The sequence below is a fragment of the Alteromonas sp. BL110 genome, assembly GCF_003443615.1.
GTDB lineage: Bacteria > Pseudomonadota > Gammaproteobacteria > Enterobacterales > Alteromonadaceae > Alteromonas.
Map to the genome: position 1 here is coordinate 3,094,979 of NZ_CP031967.1, position 18,535 is coordinate 3,113,513.

The 18,535-nt window shown below is 43.2% G+C and carries 16 protein-coding genes; 8 read left to right on the plus strand and 8 right to left on the minus strand.

Going from position 1 to position 18,535, the window contains the following annotated elements:
- Nucleotides 1–29: 29 nt before the first annotated feature.
- A complete protein-coding gene (locus tag D1814_RS13330; RefSeq protein ID WP_232368887.1) occupies nucleotides 30–575 on the plus strand; it encodes a DsrE family protein in 546 nt (181 codons plus the stop codon).
- A 253-nt stretch (nucleotides 576–828) separates the two neighbouring features.
- A complete protein-coding gene (zapE, locus tag D1814_RS13335) occupies nucleotides 829–2,283 on the plus strand; it encodes a cell division protein ZapE (protein ID WP_232368888.1) in 1,455 nt (484 codons plus the stop codon).
- A gap of 28 nt (nucleotides 2,284–2,311) precedes the next feature.
- On the opposite strand, the gene D1814_RS13340 is transcribed toward zapE, so the two are convergent.
- Complete coding sequence (locus D1814_RS13340) at nucleotides 2,312–3,979, minus strand: acyl-CoA dehydrogenase family protein (protein WP_118493041.1); 1,668 nt, start codon at nucleotides 3,977–3,979, stop codon at nucleotides 2,312–2,314.
- Between the two features lie 252 nt (nucleotides 3,980–4,231).
- Here D1814_RS13340 and D1814_RS13345 point away from each other — a divergent pair, with 252 nt between their 5' ends.
- The 3 genes from D1814_RS13345 to D1814_RS13355 all read left to right on the plus strand — a co-directional run bounded on the left by D1814_RS13345 (nucleotide 4,232) and on the right by D1814_RS13355 (nucleotide 6,981).
- Complete coding sequence (locus tag D1814_RS13345) at nucleotides 4,232–5,032, plus strand: PaaX family transcriptional regulator (protein ID WP_118493043.1); 801 nt, start codon at nucleotides 4,232–4,234, stop codon at nucleotides 5,030–5,032.
- A gap of 48 nt (nucleotides 5,033–5,080) precedes the next feature.
- Nucleotides 5,081–6,193, plus strand: a complete 1,113-nt coding sequence (locus tag D1814_RS13350) for a hypothetical protein (protein ID WP_118493045.1) — start codon at nucleotides 5,081–5,083, stop codon at nucleotides 6,191–6,193.
- A gap of 320 nt (nucleotides 6,194–6,513) precedes the next feature.
- Nucleotides 6,514–6,981, plus strand: a complete 468-nt coding sequence (locus tag D1814_RS13355; protein WP_118493047.1) for a DUF3718 domain-containing protein — start codon at nucleotides 6,514–6,516, stop codon at nucleotides 6,979–6,981.
- Between the two features lie 180 nt (nucleotides 6,982–7,161).
- On the opposite strand, the gene D1814_RS13360 is transcribed toward D1814_RS13355, so the two are convergent.
- Both D1814_RS13360 and D1814_RS13365 read right to left on the minus strand, forming a co-directional pair.
- Entirely contained in the window at nucleotides 7,162–8,505 is a 1,344-nt protein-coding gene (locus D1814_RS13360; protein WP_118493049.1) for a M24 family metallopeptidase, read from the minus strand.
- Nucleotides 8,506–8,664: 159 nt separating this feature from the next.
- Entirely contained in the window at nucleotides 8,665–9,045 is a 381-nt protein-coding gene (locus D1814_RS13365) for a VOC family protein (RefSeq protein WP_118493051.1), read from the minus strand.
- 107 nt (nucleotides 9,046–9,152) lie between these two features.
- Here D1814_RS13365 and soxR point away from each other — a divergent pair, with 107 nt between their 5' ends.
- Nucleotides 9,153–9,626, plus strand: coding sequence for a redox-sensitive transcriptional activator SoxR (soxR, locus tag D1814_RS13370; protein WP_118493053.1), 474 nt, complete (start codon nucleotides 9,153–9,155; stop codon nucleotides 9,624–9,626).
- 9 nt (nucleotides 9,627–9,635) lie between these two features.
- Nucleotides 9,636–10,625, plus strand: a complete 990-nt coding sequence (gene rlmF, locus D1814_RS13375) for a 23S rRNA (adenine(1618)-N(6))-methyltransferase RlmF (RefSeq protein ID WP_118493055.1) — start codon at nucleotides 9,636–9,638, stop codon at nucleotides 10,623–10,625.
- Between the two features lie 123 nt (nucleotides 10,626–10,748).
- Here rlmF and D1814_RS13380 read toward each other — a convergent pair whose 3' ends face one another.
- From D1814_RS13380 to D1814_RS13400, 5 genes are all read right to left on the minus strand, one after another.
- The gene (locus tag D1814_RS13380) at nucleotides 10,749–11,471 is read right to left on the minus strand and encodes a TorF family putative porin (protein ID WP_118493057.1); all 723 of its coding nucleotides are present in this window, start codon (nucleotides 11,469–11,471) and stop codon (nucleotides 10,749–10,751) included.
- 139 nt (nucleotides 11,472–11,610) lie between these two features.
- A complete protein-coding gene (locus tag D1814_RS13385) occupies nucleotides 11,611–12,828 on the minus strand; it encodes a BCCT family transporter (protein WP_118493059.1) in 1,218 nt (405 codons plus the stop codon).
- A 168-nt stretch (nucleotides 12,829–12,996) separates the two neighbouring features.
- Nucleotides 12,997–14,649, minus strand: coding sequence for a choline dehydrogenase (gene betA / locus D1814_RS13390; RefSeq protein WP_118493061.1), 1,653 nt, complete (start codon nucleotides 14,647–14,649; stop codon nucleotides 12,997–12,999).
- Between the two features lie 18 nt (nucleotides 14,650–14,667).
- On the minus strand, nucleotides 14,668–16,134 hold the full coding sequence (betB, locus tag D1814_RS13395; RefSeq protein WP_118493063.1) for a betaine-aldehyde dehydrogenase: 1,467 nt from the start codon (nucleotides 16,132–16,134) through the stop codon (nucleotides 14,668–14,670).
- Between the two features lie 839 nt (nucleotides 16,135–16,973).
- Nucleotides 16,974–17,825 carry an META domain-containing protein gene (locus D1814_RS13400; protein WP_118493065.1) on the minus strand — a complete coding sequence of 284 codons (852 nt, stop codon included), beginning with the start codon at nucleotides 17,823–17,825 and terminating at the stop codon, nucleotides 16,974–16,976.
- A gap of 188 nt (nucleotides 17,826–18,013) precedes the next feature.
- Between D1814_RS13400 and D1814_RS13405 the strand changes: the two genes are divergently transcribed.
- On the plus strand, nucleotides 18,014–18,529 hold the full coding sequence (locus D1814_RS13405) for an Mpo1 family 2-hydroxy fatty acid dioxygenase (protein WP_118493067.1): 516 nt from the start codon (nucleotides 18,014–18,016) through the stop codon (nucleotides 18,527–18,529).
- Nucleotides 18,530–18,535 lie beyond the last annotated feature (6 nt).

Below are 18,535 nucleotides of genomic sequence, written 5' to 3' on the forward strand. Positions count from 1 at the left end.
GAGAAATAGTTGAGGAAAAGGAAATGATCATGACAAAAGGAATCGGCAGCGCGTCACTTGGTTTGGTAGTGGCATTGTGTATGACGGGGCAAGCTTCAGCTAAACCAGAATTTGAATATGGCCCAGTGTTTAGCTCTTTCGGAAAACATGCGCCAGTTGAAGACGTTAGTTTTACTGAAAATCAGACATTCGAGGTTGCATTTGACGTAGCTAAAGCTGCAAGCCCTGGTGAGGTTAACCGTAAGTTTGAGTCGCTGGCTCGTTTTATCAATATGCATGTAGCTAACGGTGTGAAGCCGGAAAATCTTTCGCTTGCGCTCGTGGTTCACGGTTCTGCCACAGAAGAAATGTTAAAGACTGAACTCTTCAAACAGCGCAAGGGGCAACCTAACGGCAATGAAGTTCTACTTACTGCTTTGATAGAGCAAGGCGTTAAAGTGATAGTGTGCGGGCAGTCTGCTGCGGCTCATGGCGTTGAAAAAAGCGCCTTGATAGACGGAGTGGTAATGGACCTATCAGCCATGACAGCCCATGCTCGCCTGGCGCAAAAAGGGTACTCGGTTAACCCATTTTAGGTTGGTTTGTATAGGTTTAGGTAAGTGTTGTTCAGTTTAAGTGGTTTCATGTTTAGTTTAGATATCAAATAAGCCATTTTAAAAACTATTTTATTTCATTTATTCAAATAGTTATGTCTGATTTTTGTAAGTTAAAATCCGAAGCTTGAATCTCAACTATAAATATCGATTGATACCCATACAGAAATCTAACGTACCAATCCACCATGTTGATAAACTCATCAGGTTCATGATGAAGACGGTGATGAAGAGTATGGCAGTACAACACCGCGTCGCACGGCAGTCAATTCCTACAGGCCCAGTGACAGCGGCGTATGAACGCAAGGTGGATGCCGGGGAGGTGCAACAAGATAACGCGCAATTAGCTCTGGCGGCAAAACTCGATGCTCTATACAAGTCTCTTGCTTCGCTCCCTCCAGTACCCATGCGCACTGACCATCAGACAGTGGACAGCACTACAAGCAACGGTCCGCATTTATTGGTGCGTTCTTTGGCATCCGCGCAGTCTTTTCTTCGAAAGAAGTTCCATTTGTGGTCTTTTGGTCCACCACCTCGAGGTATTTACATTCACGGGCCGGTCGGGGTCGGCAAGAGCTTCCTAATGGATCTTTTTTACGCCTTGGTTAATGTTCCTGATGATGATTATTGCTTTAAAAATAACAGTCACAAACACGCAAAAATAACCAAACGCCGCGTTCACTTTCATGAGTTCATGCTAGACGTCCATCATCGAATCTTTGTCTACAAACAAGAGCACCCACGGGATGATGCGATCCCCATAATTGCGCAACAATTGGCACAAGAAGCCCAACTCCTCTGTTTCGATGAATTTCAAGTGACAGACGTTGCCGATGCCATGATTTTGAAACGACTTTTCTTATACTTATCGTATTGGAATGTCGTGGTGGTGGTCACCTCGAATCGTTCCCCCGATACTCTGTATGAGGGAGGTATTAACCGCTCTCTCTTCTTGCCATTTATAGACATGTTGAAAGGCACGTTCGATATTATTTCCATGGAAGATTCCCAGAAGGATTATCGACTTGAAAGTAGAGCGGATGGCCAATCCTATTTTTGGTCAAATAAAGATATTCATGGCGATAATAATATTAACAACAACATACAGGGGCAGTTGGAAGACATATTTGGTAGCACTACATCCACAAACGAGGGCGAGAGCATTTCCGTCCTCTTTGGTCGCAGCGTCCAGGTCGCCCGATTCAATGACCGGTGCGCCTGGTTTCACTTTTCCGAGTTATGCTACCAACCGCTGGGGGCGGCCGATTATATCTCCCTCTGCCGGCGGTTTCCGGTCATCATCATGGAACGCGTCCCCCAACTGGACGCCAATCACCTTAACGAAGCGCGACGGTTCGTGACTCTCATTGACGCGTGTTATGAATCTCGTACCCGCTTGGTGCTAGCGGCACAAGTTCCGCTCGACGAATTGTTTGTTGATTTTGAAGCGCAAGTCGAAAGCAGTGACGGTGATGGCGAATTGATTGTCAATGATAAGGGAGGAAACTCGAGTTCTTTTGCGACCACCATGATCCGCACCAAAGAGGGCAAATATTATGAATGGTCGGCGACAGGGCGAATTGGCGTGTCACTGGCACAATTTTCGTCTGCCAATGATCTCGCTTTTTCATTTCGACGAGCCGCGTCTCGGTTAGTTGAAATGGGTGGTAAGGGATGGGGGCGGCAATAACGAAAGGTTTTTATCTTGCTCAATCATATCAAACCTGCCCCAGCGCAATAATGCGCTCAAATGGCGTAGTGTCGGGTAACGTACCTAAAGCAAAACCACTCGCGTTGCCGAGTCTAGATTCGCAAAAAGTGTGGGCAATGTCGATAAAGGCGTCGTTGTTATTGTGCGGCGTAGAAAGAAGAGAGCATGCCTGAAGCGCGAGCGCCATTTGCTCGGTTAAATAGCGGCTGCGCGTTTCCATATTCTGCGTGTTTGATAGCTCGTCAAACAACTTACTTAGGTGAATGTCGTAGTACTTATTTTTACCCGCTTGGGTTTTAAGCTCTTTAAGCAAAGCCTCTTTAACATTCGGCTCTTTGGCAAGTGCGCGCAGTACATCTAAACATTGTACATTTCCGCTTCCTTCCCAAATAGAGTTAAGCGGGGCTTGGCGGTAGTAACGGGGCATAGGATTTTCTTCCACGTAACCAATGCCACCTAAACACTCTTGCGCTTCGTTTACAAACATAGGCGTGCGCTTACAAATCCAGTATTTTCCAATTGCCGTGGCCAGCCTTGCCAACGCGGCTTCATGGCTATCATTCTGTGCACTATCTACCGCTTTTGCAACGCGCATAGTAAGCGCGGTAGCAGCTGCGCATTCTATCGTTAAGTCTGCCAATACATTTTGCATTAAAGGCTGATTGATTAGCGTTTTGCCAAAGGCATCGCGGTGACTTACGTGGTGTAAGGCGTGAACCAGTGATTGCCGCATAAGAGCGGATGAACCAATCATGCAGTCTAATCGGGTTAATGAAACCATATCTATGATTACCGGCACGCCACGACCTTCTTCACCGATTAAATATGCCGTGGCGTCCTGAAATTCAACTTCAGAAGAGGCATTGCTCCAATCGCCTAACTTGTCTTTTAAACGCTGAATTCGAACGTTATTCAGTTCACCGTTTTCTAATACCTTTGGTAGCAAAAAGCAGCTTAAACCGCCTTCAGCTTGTGCAAGTATAAGATGCGCATCACACATGGGGGCAGAGAAAAAGAACTTGTGCCCAATGATATTATAGCTGCCATCACTTTGTTTATACGCTGAAGTGGTATTACGCCTAACATCTGAACCTCCTTGTTTTTCAGTCATCCCCATACCAATAGTCAGCCCGTGTTTCTGACTCGCAGGTAAAGCACGAGGGTCGTATACACCATTGATGACTTTATCTAAGTAGTAAGGCGGTAAGTTTTTACCATACCGCATGGCGGGGATCGCTGCGTGTGTCATAGTCAGGGGGCAAGATGTACCAGACTCAGCTTGATAGTGCATATACATTAGTACTGCCCGGATGGTATGGGCACCATCAATACCTTCATGCTTCCACGAATAGTTATGTACATTGTGCTGCATCGCACTTTCCATAAGTGCGTGATAGCTAGGATGAAACTCTACATTGTCTGTACGACGGCCATAGCGATCAAAGGTCTGAAGAATGGGCTTATTTTTGTTAGCGAGTTCTCCATGGTTCATAAGTGCATGACCTGCAAGTTGACCATAGTTGTCCAACAAACCTTCTTCATGCTGGTGGGATGGCGGCAAATGCTGGTTTACAAACACACGTAGCAACGCATCATCACGCCACAAATTATAGGGGGCAAGAATGGTAGGTTGGTTTTCTACAAGGTGCGTAACAAATCGATTAGATGAAGTCATGGCATTTCCACTCAATGGATATGTAAAGCATATCGTTGTTCCAGAGCTTTACATTAAATCATTATATTAGAATATTACAGTAATAGTTTAAAATTGATAATTTATGTAATGTTTGTGCCTGGCCTGCGTTTATATAATGATGGATGCACACACAGCTGAACTTATACCATGTAAGCAATCAAGTAAGTTGAAACAGAAGTCATTGCTTAGTCATTGCTTAGCCATTATCTGAGACAAAGAAGTAAATAGAGTTTGCAATTAGAAAAAGAGAAAAAGCCCGTTGCAAGAAAGCTACTGCTAAAGCTTTTGGGCTCCCGTGAAAATATTAAAATGAATGCTAGTGCAGCCGTTCGTGTGGGAGAACTGTTTGGTATTTCTGAAAACAACATTCGAGTAACGCTAACCCGCTTGCAGTCTGCACGGCTCATCACCTTGGTTGAGAGAGGGGATTATAAACTTGCTGACAAGGGCATTAGGTTTGCTAAGGAAATACATCAGTGGCGAGAGGATGAAAATGAGCTTGTACCTTGGCAGAACGATTGGGTTGTTGCTCAAACCAGTTTACTTCCTAAAAGTGATAAAAAGCAGCTGAGGACTACTGAACGTGCTCTTAAGCTTGTGGGTATGATGAAACTTGCAAGTAATATGTATGTTAGGCCGAACAATTTTTCAGGTGGTGCAAGTGAAGTGCGAGACAAACTTCACACTCTTGGTCTATCGGGTAAAGCGCTCGTATTTAGCGCCAACGATTTTGATAATCAAACGCAAGCCAAAGCTATGAAACTATGGAGCCACTTAGACTTAGAAACGCTTTATGAAGTAGGATGCAGTGAAATAGAGGAATCTCTTGCCCGAATACCTACTTTACCCCTTGAAGAAGCCACCAAAGAATCTTATGTGATAGGAGACAGAGCGTTGTACCACTTGGTGTTTGATCCTTTATTGCCGTCACCATTTGTAGATGTGGCGATGCGCGAGCGCTACCGTAATCTTGTAAAAAAATACGATGATATGGGCGCACATATATGGCTTCGCTTTTTAGACCAAAATTAGGTTAATAAACGCTGAATTAGAACGGAAGTAGCTGAAAGGGAAGTAAATATGACCGTATCAAGACCGTTATTTAAACATATTCGCAATCATACTGCGCTTTTTAACGAGCTTTCTCAATATAGAAACGCCGCAGTGAATGTATTAGGGTTCTCAGGTTATGAATTTCACAAAACCCCGAAATTCGTCACTGAAGATGGAAGCAGACTTACTATAGAACCAGAAAGAAGTATTGTTCTACCAAAGGTAAACGCGTTATCAGGGCTTAAAAATAAGCTAACACAAGCTATTCCAACGTTGCACATGGTCGAACATAGTGAAATAGGCTATCGCTATCCAACAGCAGCATTAGCAGGATTAGATGCACCATTTATAAAACGCATGCGCTCTGAGTATTTTCATAAAGTAGATGAAGATAGAAGTATTTGCCGTCCTGTGAATTTGTCCTATGGAATAAAAAGTCGCGGGAAAGCTGATAACCGACAAGAATACGAAGTGTGGATGCCCGATGAAGCCCCAGATCAAAACCCGCTTCCATTGCTTATTGATGCCTATGGTGAAGACTTACCGGATGATGTAAGGCACTTCGTAGAGCAGCCATCAAAGGTACATGGCTGGATGGGCGTTAAGCGGGCGGCATTTGAAGCGCTTTACACAAATAAGCAACACTGCGGTGATTTGATTATTTGTATCGCCATGAGCGTCGATGCATACAATATCGGCGCTAAGCCGGATTTAGCCTATTCTCCAGAAGCAGAGAGCTCTATTGCAGTGAGTAATGCTGAGTTTGAATGGGAAATAGAAGGTTACTATGCTCCGCGGGGTTGGACATTCGATCATGATGAGGTATGGGCAGCGATAAATCACACATTGGAAGCTATCAACAAACCGCTCGATGACCTTTATGGCAATGAGATTATTCCTATTGTCGAAAGTAAGACGGAACGCATTTTATCAACACTGAAGTCACTTGGTGTCACGCAAAAAGACGTAGACGACCTTAATCTTCAGCCTTGGGAATTCATGCTTACCGAAAGTGAGCACAGGGTGAAAGCGCATGATCCCAGTCGTTCAGTTAATTTACTGGGTAGGCTAAATAGGCTCTTTTACCAACCAGAACAGCAGTTGCCATCGCTTAATTGGATGCACGATCTCATTTTATAGGCCAAGACTTCTAAAGTTACGCTGGCAACGGCTATTACCCCATTAGAATTTCTTGAATAAGGCGCGCTGAAAGTAATTTCATGCGCGCTTTTTTGTGCGCCCGTAATCGGCAACCTGTAACTAAAAAGACTTATATGTAAATTTTTATATAAATGTTGTTACTTTATGTAAATTACTTTCAGTTTTGTCGTGATATGTATGTTTAAATCCCATTTTCTGTAATTAAATTACGAAAAATGCTTTATTTTTTGAAAGTTTTGGTCATAATGTACACATCACTTAGGTGATATCTAATTTAGTTACAAAATAGGAATTCAAAAATGAAACTGTCTACTTTCGCTATTGCTTTAACATTAACTGTTGCTGCTACTCAATCTTTCGCAAAAGATGTAGTACTAAAGCCAATTAACGACAACATTGAAACACAAGCGTGTTTAACTGCAGCTAAAGAAGGTTTTGGTCCTGCTTTGCGTCTTGTTCGTTCTAAGGGTTTTAACGCTGAAGAATTTAGCGCATCTGTACGTTGTAACGGTGAGTCACTTCGCACTTTCGCTTACATGTACAAAAACAACAAGGCAACTGAAAATGCAAAAACAGTAGCACTTGTTGCAAAGAATAAAGATGTTGCTTCACAAGCATGTCTAGAAGCACTTTCTGTAGGTAAAGATGCAGCACTAGCGAAGTTTGGTCTGGAAGGTGAAAACATTATCTGTAACCACAAAGAAATGTCTGACTTTGTCCTTGAATACAGCACAGAAAACGTAGTAGTTCGCACTGCAGCTGAATAAGACCACGTTTTAGGATAGCAACCTACTGCTAATATTTTGTACAGTTTCATGGCCTTTCGCTTGAAAAGGCGAAAGGCCTGACACTTTACGAATTTTACTTCTAAATCTCTTTTTTATACTGGCTATTCTCGCCAATTGATATCTCTTCCTTTTGGAAAAGGCACAAAGCTTCATGCATATCTATTGCTTTTTACCGGAATGAATCAAATGAAACTCAGTTTGCCTACCATCTAAATAGGTTACTGACTTACCGTCAAAAAATGCATCTTCTTCCAGCATAACTCTGATTTCTTTGTTCCACTCTTCAATAAAGCTTGCTGCATTTAGTTCTATGGAATAGGCCGTTTGTGCAAACATCGGGTAGTCTCCTTGAACCGGTACTCCTTGCTGCGCATCCCACATTCCTATCGTTGGGCCAGCTGCATGCCCATGAAAACCAAGCGGGTGGGTGTAAATAGCGGGAGTAATACCTTGTTCAATAGCCTGCTGTCGCGACATACTCAATATAGTGTTACCCGTTCTGCCTACTTTAAAATTACCGGTCAGTATGTCCTGTAACTGATTTCCGGATTTTAGTGCTTTTTTAAGTGACGCAGGTGCGTCTTTTTCTTCAGGCTTTAACACGTAAGCATGCTGCTGTTGATCCGTGTTAAGTCGTAAGTAGGTAATACCAAAATCCACGTGTATCAAGTCGCCAGGTCGAATGATGTTTTCCCCAGGACGTTTGCTGAAAGCACTGATCTGATCGAACACTTTATTGTCTTGTCGTTGGATTGAAACCGTAGGATGAAACCAATTGGTGAGCCCTAACGCTCGGGTTTGATCCCGAAGCCACCATACAACATCATCTGTAGTGGTTACGTTAGGTGTAATGACTTCATTTGAAAATGCTGTCGCTATCAGCGAGTGACCAATTTGAGTGAGTGCTGGGTAGTACTGCATTTCCAGTTCGCTGCGTGTTTCTAACCAGCCTATAGCCAGCCTTTCGCCACTCACTACTCGGCTTTTTAGTTCCTCAGAAAGTACACCCATAAATTTTTCGTGTTCGGTAGCAGTCATGCCATCTGCAAGAGCAAATGCATTTGACGTATTAATGGCTATTTTCGAGGGATTTCGGGCTTCTATGATGTGCTTTAGGGCTTGCCACTGATCAGGTTGTGCTTCCTTGTCCCACGCTTTTTTAAATAGCGAGCCTACTGCGTATCTTGCAACGGCTAAACGTTCCAGTGGTTGACCATTGCCTGGGTTATAAATGACTAACATGGTATGGCGTCGTGCGGAAATCCAAGTAGAAGGCAGCATAGTTTTGAGAACAGGGTCTTCATTGTATTCCCGTGACATTAACACCCACATATCGATGCCTTCACGCTCCATTATTTTAGGGAGTACAGAATTGAAGCGTTCAACGGTGATCTTATCAATTAGCTCGCTGCGCTGTTTCATACTAAGTATGTTATTTGCCCATGCGCTTGCCGATAGGGATAACATTACTAAACCTAAACTTATCGCTAGTACCTTTCTCATCCATGTTTCCTGTCTATTATTATTTAAATGATCACAGTGCGCGTACATTTTTAGTAAACAAACTTAGCAAACAAAAAACTAAGAAAAACGCGCACGAGTGGGGTAACGTTAATCTAACACTAAAATTGAAAGTTCAGCTAGGTGTAACACTCGATGGCATTACACATATGAAACGACTTCAATTTCTATGTTTTGCTGTGCCATAAAATAAAAGCGTCTACCTGGTTCATAATCACCGTGGCTGTAGGTATTGAAATTTAACGCAAGAACCCGCTGTTCGGCTTCGTCTAAATTTGGCACAACAATGCCAATATGGTTAATGTTGGCCAAGGTTTTATAATCGCTCTCTATATCATTAATAGTTTTGGGCCTGTAAAGGGCAAGGTAGTCTTTATCGTTTCCTACGTGTACGGTATAGCCGTCATTTTTAGCGCCGCCGCTCCACCTTACTTTCCAACCAAAAAGCGTGCAAAGCAAGTTAGCTAACTGATCTGGGTCTTGAACGGTAATATTCGTGTGCTCTAAGTATGCAACTGTCATGTGCTTTTCCTTGTGTAGATAATCAACGAAAAACAGCTTAATATCTAAAGCTAACTTTAGATCAAGCGTTTTTATACACTATAAAAAATTATGAGAAGAGAGGCGCTATGGCCCCGGAACCCTTGGTAAGTATTGGCTTTATCGCAAAGCGTACAGGTAACGCAGTGTCATTAATTCGCTACTATGCTAACGAAGGGCTTATTCCTTCTGTGCGCACTAGTGGTGGTAATAGAGCATTTCCTCGTTCTGTCATTCGCAGAGTTTCCTTTATTTTGATTGCGCAAAACATGGGTTACTCCCTTGCTCAAATAAAGAACTTGTTGTCTACACTTCCCGACAACAGAACACCTACCCAAGCCGATTGGGCTAAACTGAGCACGGTATTTAATCAGCATATTGAAGCAAAAATTGCGGCGCTGACTAGTTTGAAGACGTCACTAGAAGGCTGTATTGGCTGTGGGTGTTTGTCATTAGAGCGCTGTAGGCTTTACAATACTGACGATAAAGTGGCAGCCCGTGGTAGTGGCGCCCAGTTGCTCGATGAAAACGTGCAATCTCATTTTTTAGTTTCACACAAATAGTAGCGCTTCATGCATCCCAAAAATCTACATAAGAACGGCTATCCAATGGATGCGCTGTGTCAGTCATACCCTGCGCTTAAGCCTTTTCTCGTAAAAGCTAAAAGTGGCAATACCAGTATAGATTTCACTAATTCACAAGCTGTAAAGGTACTTAATGCAGCTTTGCTTCGTCACTATTATCGGCTTGACTACTGGGATATTCCTGATGGCTACTTATGCCCCCCTGTACCTGGTAGGGCCGATTATATACACGGTATTGCTGACTTATTAAAATCAACAGGTAGCAGTGCGCAGGATGGACAGAGACAAAACGGGAAAGATCAAAACATTCATGGGCTTGATATAGGCGTTGGCGCAAATGCTATCTATCCTATTATCGGTGTTACGTCCTACGGCTGGTCGTTTGTGGGTAGCGATGTTGATGAAGCTGCTGTAAAAAACGCTAATGTCATTGCGAGCAAAAACAGTGTGTTAGCCGATAAACTCCAAGTACGTAAACAAACCAATAGTGCGCACATTTTTAAAGGTGTCATTGAAGAGAGCGAACGGTTCACCTTTGCTATGTGCAACCCGCCGTTTCATAAGTCTGCCCGAGATGCCCTGTCTGGCACACGAAGAAAAACATCCAATTTAACTCGCAATAAGCAGAAGCGAAGTGGTGGAAAGTTTACCGATAATCAAGTTCAAGGTTTAGGGGATCGTACATCCAAGCTGCAAGGCAAAAGCGCCTCTTACCAAAGGCAGGATGCGAACTTAAATTTTGCAGGTCAAGCGAATGAATTGTGGTGCGAAGGCGGCGAACTGGCTTTTATTCAGCGCATGGTGCAAGAAAGCGTATCGGTAAAAAACAACGTAGAGTGGTTCACCTGTTTAGTCTCCAAGAGTGCTCACCTAAAACCTATTAAAACTAGTATCAATTATTACGGTGCAAGCCAGTGTAAGGTGGTTGATATGGGGCAGGGAAGCAAACTAAGCCGCTTTATTGCATGGACATTTTAATCGTGTAGTAGCTGAACTCGACTAACTAAAAGCAGCTGAAACTGCGAGCACCGGGAATGTGGTGCTCGCATGCATTCAAATTAGTACATGTTTTTTCGTAAAAACTATGCCAGAGATCGAAATTTAGAAGCTAAAGGTCTTTGATACACCAAATACAATACGCTCGTCGGCGGTATCTATATCAAGGTTTGTGTTTTCAGCAGCAATTTCAAAGTCTAATCCTTTGTAGCTTGTCTGATAGGCCAAACGGTAGTGATAGAAAGACGTGTTTTCATCCCGCCATACCCAAGTATCGCTGTCTAAAGAGTTAGATACGTCAAAGCTAGCACGAAGGTTGTGGTTTGGTGCAAGTTCAAAGGTGTGAGCAATCATAGCAACAGTGTGTCTTGAGCCCGTGCCAAAGTAGTCCCACGTGTACCACAGGTTAAGTTCGGTATTACCGTAGTCGCTGGCATAACCGAATTTAGTATAAATTTCCGGATAGTTTCCATCGCTTGAGTCGTCACCACCGTGATAGGAATAGTAGGCAATCCCGTAGTCAATGCTGACCGCTTCGGTGAGCATTTGGTAACGGCCAACGTAGGCGTCCCATTCAAGGTTGGTATCGCCACCAAAGTCAACGTTAGACGCCCAGGTACCAACGTAGGTCCCGTTATCAAAAGCTTTATCAATACCACCCTGAAGAGCTGGGTCGTTTTGTGTTTGGCTTAAACCATTAAAGGTATAATCGGATACCGCAGAAACATTGGCGCTCCAGTCCGCGAACGTGGCTGAAGAATACAATGCTGTAACGAAAGCCACTGTGAATACGTGAGTTGATGCAAAAAAAGAATTCAATTTTTTCATTGTTAAACACCTGTTTTTTATCGTTGTTTTATTTAGCCCGTTTTCTATTTAATGCGCTTTCACGCCGGTTTCGGGCAATACTTACCCCCATTGGCTCAAAGTGAGCCAATGTTAAGAAGGTAAGAAGTAAATGATTTATTTAGTTGAGATTTTCTATCTTAGTAAAGTCGATCTTGTTTTCTTTCGGCGAGGTTTTGATAGCCGTTACCGATTTAAACTTCTGACTTAGAATGAAAGCAAAGCAGCTAAAGAAAATGGCAATAACTAGCGCTCCCACCCACTGTATTTGTAAGAAGTCTAGTTTGAACAATAGCGTAAGTAGAGAAAGCGCAACTATGTTAAGTGCAATGTAGTTACCTTTTCCTATACGCTCCACAGTCATATTTAGGTTGTCGGTGTAGAGTCTAATCAGCGAATCAAGTGAATTAATCACGAAAACTACACCTACGAATACCATGGCCATATTGGTTATTCCTTCTGTAGGAATACCGGCGCTGTGATAGTGGTACAGTACCGAAAACCATGCGGCGATAGGGATAGATGGGATAACCATCATAGCTAACATAACTTGATAGGTTTTAAGGCCGCCTACGAAACGAGAGGTAAACTGACCTATCATAATGCTCCAGCTGAACCACCAGAATAGGTAAAATTCGTGATACTCATTTATGGGTAGTACAAAGTTATCAATATTCGCAAAATAGCCTCCAATAAGGCCGAGGTTCGTAAAATAAGCAGCTATCTTACTTTCACCAAACATAAATGCCGCCGCCCACATGCCGATAATAAGCGCTATAAATACCCACGTTGTGGTGAGACTTAAAATACGCACGTATTTAATGCTAGTACTTGAGTACACAGCAAATGCAATAGCAGCAAATACAATCAGATAGAACGTCGGAACGATTGATTCTCCGTCGCCCACCGCCGGAAGGTACCATGGAAGGTTAGACAGCAGTAAGAAAGCCGTGAATGCACAGGTTCCTATAATTACAACGTTGTTTACAAACTTAACAATAGGAAGTTCGAAAAATTTAACTTTGGGTTCTATTACGCAGAAATAAAAACAAGTAAGAAAGTAGAATCCCCAAATTAAGAAACCCCAAAAACCAAACTCAATGGCGAGTGGATTGGTGAATGCATATTCAGGACTTGCGCTTATGTCAGCATAACCAGCAAATTCAGTGAGCGGGAACATAATTAGGCCCACGTCCAAACCCGAGGTAAAAAGAATGGCAATAAAGGTAAAGGTTCTAACTGGCGTTACGCCGACCACTTTCATGTTGCCCCATTTAAACAAAATATAGGCCACCGAAAGCAGAGTGAAAATGATGCCTGCACTAAGCCATACTGTCATTATCACCCTCCCAATATTGATAAAAATGAAACATGTTTTTTCCTTTTTTCGTTATATAAAAGCCCACCCATCTACATCCTGAAGCCGCTCTAATCGGCTAAATGTAGGCACTGTGGAAGGTACGCTCTTTTAATAAACAAGCACACTGGTGCGAAATCGTTTTAACGTTTAGCGTTGCTCGGTTTGCCAATTAGGGTGGATGTCTACCGCCACATTTTGTGGTGGTAAAGCAGGCTTACCCAAAATTTTGTCTGCCGCTTTTTCAGCTACCATTATGGTAGGTGCATTAAGGTTTCCATTTGGAATGGTAGGGAAGATAGATGAATCCACCACACGCAGTCCTTCAATGCCATGTACTTTGGTTTGAGAATCTACTACTGCCATGTCATCCTCGCCCATTTTGCACGAACACGACGGGTGGTAAGCACTCTCAACAGCTTCGCGCACAAAGGCATCGATTTCTTCGTCTGTTTGAATATGCTCGCCAGGCTGAATTTCGCCGTCTCTGAAGTCGTCGAATGCTGACTGTGCGATGATTTCTCTTGTTAGTCTTACGCAAGCTCGAAATCCTTCAATATCATCTTCGTGTTGCAAGTAGTTAAACAAGATTTTTGGCGGAACCGTCGGATTAGCTGACTGAAGGGTTACGCTACCTCTACTTTTAGGTTTGTTGTGACCTACGTGCACTTGAAAGCCATCGCCATCAAACGCGGACTTTCCGTCGTATCGAATAGCGGCAGGCAAGAAGTGGTACTGAATGTCAGGCCACTCCACGTCTGCTTTCGAGCGAATGAAGGCGCAAGACTCAAAGTGATTCGTTGCGCCTAACCCAGAACGGTTTAACAACCAGCGAGCGCCGATCAAGCCTTTTGAAATTAAGCCGAGCTTGCGGTTTAGCGTAATGGGCTGCTTGCACTTGTACTGGAAATAAAATTCCAGATGATCTTGCAGGTTTTGGCCCACACCCGGTAGGTGGTGCTTAACATCGACACCTGCTTTTTCAAGAATATCTTTGTCGCCAATTCCAGAAAGTTGCAGGATATGTGGCGAGCCAATAGAGCCGGCACTTAAAATCACTTCGTTAGATGCGGCGGCAGTTTCGGTTTTACCGTTCACTACATATTCAACGCCTTTTGCGACTTTATCTTCCAGCACGACTTTAGTAACCAGCGCGCCAGTCACTATAGTTAAATTCTTACGCGATTTTACCGGGTCAAGATATTCACGGCTTGCAGAACTGCGTACACCGTCTTTCACGGTCATATGCATAGGCCCAAAGCCTTCTTGTTGCCTACCGTTATAATCGCTAGTGATGTCGTAGCCCGCCTGTTCACCGGCTTTAATAAAGGCGGTATAAAGCGGGTTCTTCATTTCATTGCCGTTGTTAACGCCAAGTTCACCATTACCACCACGATAAGCGTCGTTACCCTTGTACCAGGTTTCTGCTTTTTGGAAATAAGGTAGGCAGGCTTGGTAATTCCAACCTTCTGCGCCGTGTGCTCCCCATTCATCAAAGTCTTTGGCGTGACCACGTACATACACCATTCCATTAATAGACGACGAGCCGCCTAACACTTTACCGCGTGGACAGTGCATTTCACGGTTGTTTAAATATGGCTCTTTTTCAGTGTTGAATTGCCACGCATACTTGTCGGTATTCATAGGAATAGACAGCGCTGTTGGCATCTTGATGAAAATGCTTTTATCTGAGCCACCGGTTTCCAATAGCAACACCTTGTGCTTTGGGTTCTCTGATAAGCGGTTCGCTAGCACACAGCCAGCAGAACCTGCTCCAACAATAATGTAATCAAATGTCTGCATATGTACTCCTACAGCGGCTTAAAACGGGCTTTCAATTTGGCTCATACCCACATAAACCGACTTGGTTTGCGTGTAGCTATTAAGCGTTTCAACGCCGTTTTCACGTCCAATACCTGACTGCTTATAACCGCCTACAGGCATTTCAGCTGGAGAGTTTCCATATGCATTTATCCAGCAAATACCGGCTTGTAGCTGATGAATAACGCGGTGGGCGCGCTGGATATCTTTACTAAATACACCCGCAGCCAAACCTAGCTCGGTGTCGTTTGCTCGCGTAATCACTTCGTCTTCATCATCGAAAACTAACACGCTCATTACTGGTCCGAAGATCTCTTCTTTAACGATAGTCATATCGTCAGTGCAGTCGGTGAAAATTGTTGGTTCGACAAAATAACCGTTAGGTGCGGATGCTGGAGAGGCAGCATTACCACCGGTTAACAGCGTAGCGCCTTCTTCTTTTCCTTTAGCAATATAGCTAAGTACTAGCTCTTGGTGCTTTTTAGAAATAAGTGCGCCTAGGTTTACATTAGGGTCAAGCGGATCGCCCATAACAATGTTGTTTTCGGTACGGGTTTTAAGCTCATCAATAAAGGCTTGATATACAGAGCGCTGGACGTAAACACGGGTGCAGTTAGTGCAGATTTCACCTTGGGTGTAGAAATTACCAAGCATAGCGGCGCTGATAGCTTGGCTAACGTCGGCATCTTCGAATACTACAAGCGGTGACTTCCCACCAAGCTCCATCGTCACGTCTTTTAAGTTCGACGCAGCAGCGCTTTGCATGACTTTTTTACCTGTACCCACTTCACCAGTGAACGATACTTTTTCAATGTCTGGGCTATTTGTAAGCCACTGACCAACTTTCGCTGCGCCTTGAACCACATTAAATACGCCAGCGGGTACGCCAGCTTCAGTGAAAATTTCAGCCAGTTTAAGCGCGCCCATTGGGGTCTCTTCTGACGGTTTAAATATAAATGCATTACCTGCGGCAAGTGCGGGGCCTGATTTCCAGCAGGCGATTTGGATAGGGTAGTTCCACGCGCCAATACCGGCACAGATACCTAGCGCTTCTTTACGTGTGTAGAAGAAATCGCCGCCAACAGGTTGCTGGGTACCCAGTTGAGTAGGAGCAAGGCCCGCATAGTACTCAATGACGTCAGCGCCAGTTTCAATATCTACACAATCAGCCTCTTGAATAGGCTTACCGGTATCAAGTACTTCTAATTTAGCGAGTTCATCATTACGTTCACGAAGCATTGCAACCGCCTTGTTAAGAATGCGGGTTCTTTCAATTGGCATCATTGCTGACCACACCGCAAACCCTTCTTTAGCGCTTTTAATTGCTTCTTGCTGAATAAACTCATCAGCCACTTCTACGTGGTAAATTACCTCACCAGTTGCGGGGTTGGTTACTGCAAAGGTCTCTTTGCTTTTGTTCGCCATCGGCTCGCCGTGAATGAAATTCTGATAAGTTGGTAATGACATGCATAAACTCCTACTTTAATAGTGCTGACAACGCTCGCCAATTAGCGCCTTCTTTGCGTGAAAAAATAAATACGTACAACCTAATACATATCTTTGGTTTCAATACGATGAATAGTGTTGAAACTATTTTTCTCGCTGAGCGTTCGAAACGTTCGAACTATCTGCTCTTCGCTTAATAAACACCCTTGTAGCTTTCTTCACCTTCCCCCGCACCTGCTCAGCATTTCTGAGGGCTTCGTAAAGGTCGATTTCGATGCTTCAAAATAGCGTTTTTATTTTAATTGGCTGTTCAATAAAAATAAATTGTATAGTGTTCTAACTATTGTTTCAACGCCGAAGCATATTCAATGGCAAGTGATAATGATGTTAATCGCGTGTGTTTATAGCTTAAGTGTATGATTTATAGTGATTAAAGGCGGAAGATTAAATATATGAATAAAGTACTAACTCCACGTGAAAGCTTTTATTTTGAACAGCATGAAGCATGAAAAAAGTGTTTAGTTGAAACTATTCGATAGAGAGTAGTGGTGGCTAAAGTAGTGCCTCAAAAAGCCTTTAAAAAGCTCCTAATTAGGAAAGGAAGTAGTCACACAAATACAAAGATAGTCGTTAAGTAACTAAGTAGAATAGGTACACAAAGAATTGGTTTAAATGAAGAAGTGCTTTTTATTAAGGACTGCTCAATAATTGGTAACAAGAACAAAGCACGTAACAAGCATAGCAAGCGTATTGCGGCTTCGGCACTTTATCTAAAGTGCCGAAGTATTTTATAAAAAGTAGCGATTGTTTCTAAATAAGTCGCGATGCCTATTTCACGCGCTAATACACCAGCTTGCATCCTAATGGTTAATCGTACAGTGGTAATAGCCAGAGTTTATAGAAACGGTGGCAACGCCACCTTTATTCCAATACACCACACCTTTGTTATTAGTGTATTTTGCACCCGATGCAGAACGTGATAGCTGCACAATGTGATGCGCATTGTTGATAGTGATTGTTTTTGTATCTGGGCCAAGGGTATTTACGCGCAATTCTGTGGTACTGGCATTCGGCGTCTCACACTCATAGGTTCTACTAGTTGTCTGAATAGAACTGTCGACAACATCTTGCTTTTTAGCGGCGTCTTTTGACTTTTTGTTAACTCCAGTTGCGCGTTTATCTGCATTCCCAATGTTAGACCCTTGGGAGGGGGATGAAATTATCGCTTTTACGGTTTCGTCGTTGTTACTGTCATACAGGACTAGCCATGTGTTATCCAATATTGCATAACTTTTCGATGAAGTCAGAGCATCTACAAAGCTTTGCTCCTGCTTCATAAGCGCTGGGGCACACATCTTTCTGGTAAGTACAATTTTATCAACAGAGAAGGGTTGAGCTTGGCTGTCTTCACTAAATGCTTTACCGTCATTTGCAACGTCGAGCGCCCCTGTATACTGGTTACAGCCAGTGCTTCCACTTATTCTGTTAATATCACCACTTTGGTCCATATTAAGCGTAACGTGGCTAAAATCGATAATACCTCCTTGAGTAATGCTTTTAACCTGCCAATGGCTAGCTGAAAACGCAAGATTGTTCCCCTCATTATTCTGTTTTTGTTCGTCAGTCGTATACAATGAAGAAACTGAACTGCAAGCCGTTAGGAAGAGAACTGCAGGCACAGCTAAAGTTAAAAGGTACTTCCTTTTATTCACGAAAACCCCGCTTATTATTCATCAATAACGGTAGGAGTCGCTTTTCACGACTAAGTTCAGCAATATTATTCAGTTGAAAAATCGTAGATAACAAGTCGATTTTGATCGGTTTGTCGTCAAAGCGACAGTTTGTATGTAATAGCAAAGAGTAAACTGACCCTACAATACAAATAAAACGTTGACGCAGTATGAAAAATTTAGAACAACACTTAAGTGAGTACGCTAAGTATCACAGGGATCAGAAAAACATATACACCCATTTTATTGGCATACCGCTTATTGTTTTTTCGGTGTTTTGCCTGCTCAGCAAGCCTGCATTTTTTGTCGATGCGCCCATTCTTGGGGCTATGGTTGTTAGCCCCGCCTTGTTCGTCTGGGTTATAGGCAACGCATTTTATATTAAATTAGACATAAAGCTGGGCGTTGTGATGACACTCATTACTGGGGCTATGGTTTATTTCGCTCAACCCATCGCGCAGCTTAGTGTAAGTATGTGGCTTGTTGTCTCGTTAGGCATTTTTATCGGTGGATGGGTGCTGCAATTCATTGGTCATCATTTCGAGGGGAAAAAACCAGCGTTTGTGGACGATATTATGGGTTTGGCGATAGGCCCGCTCTTTGTGCTTGCTGAATTGAGTTTCGAATTGGGGCTAAGGAGTACACTCAAAGAAGAAATTGAACGCCGTTCTGGACCTGTAAGGTAATGGTTT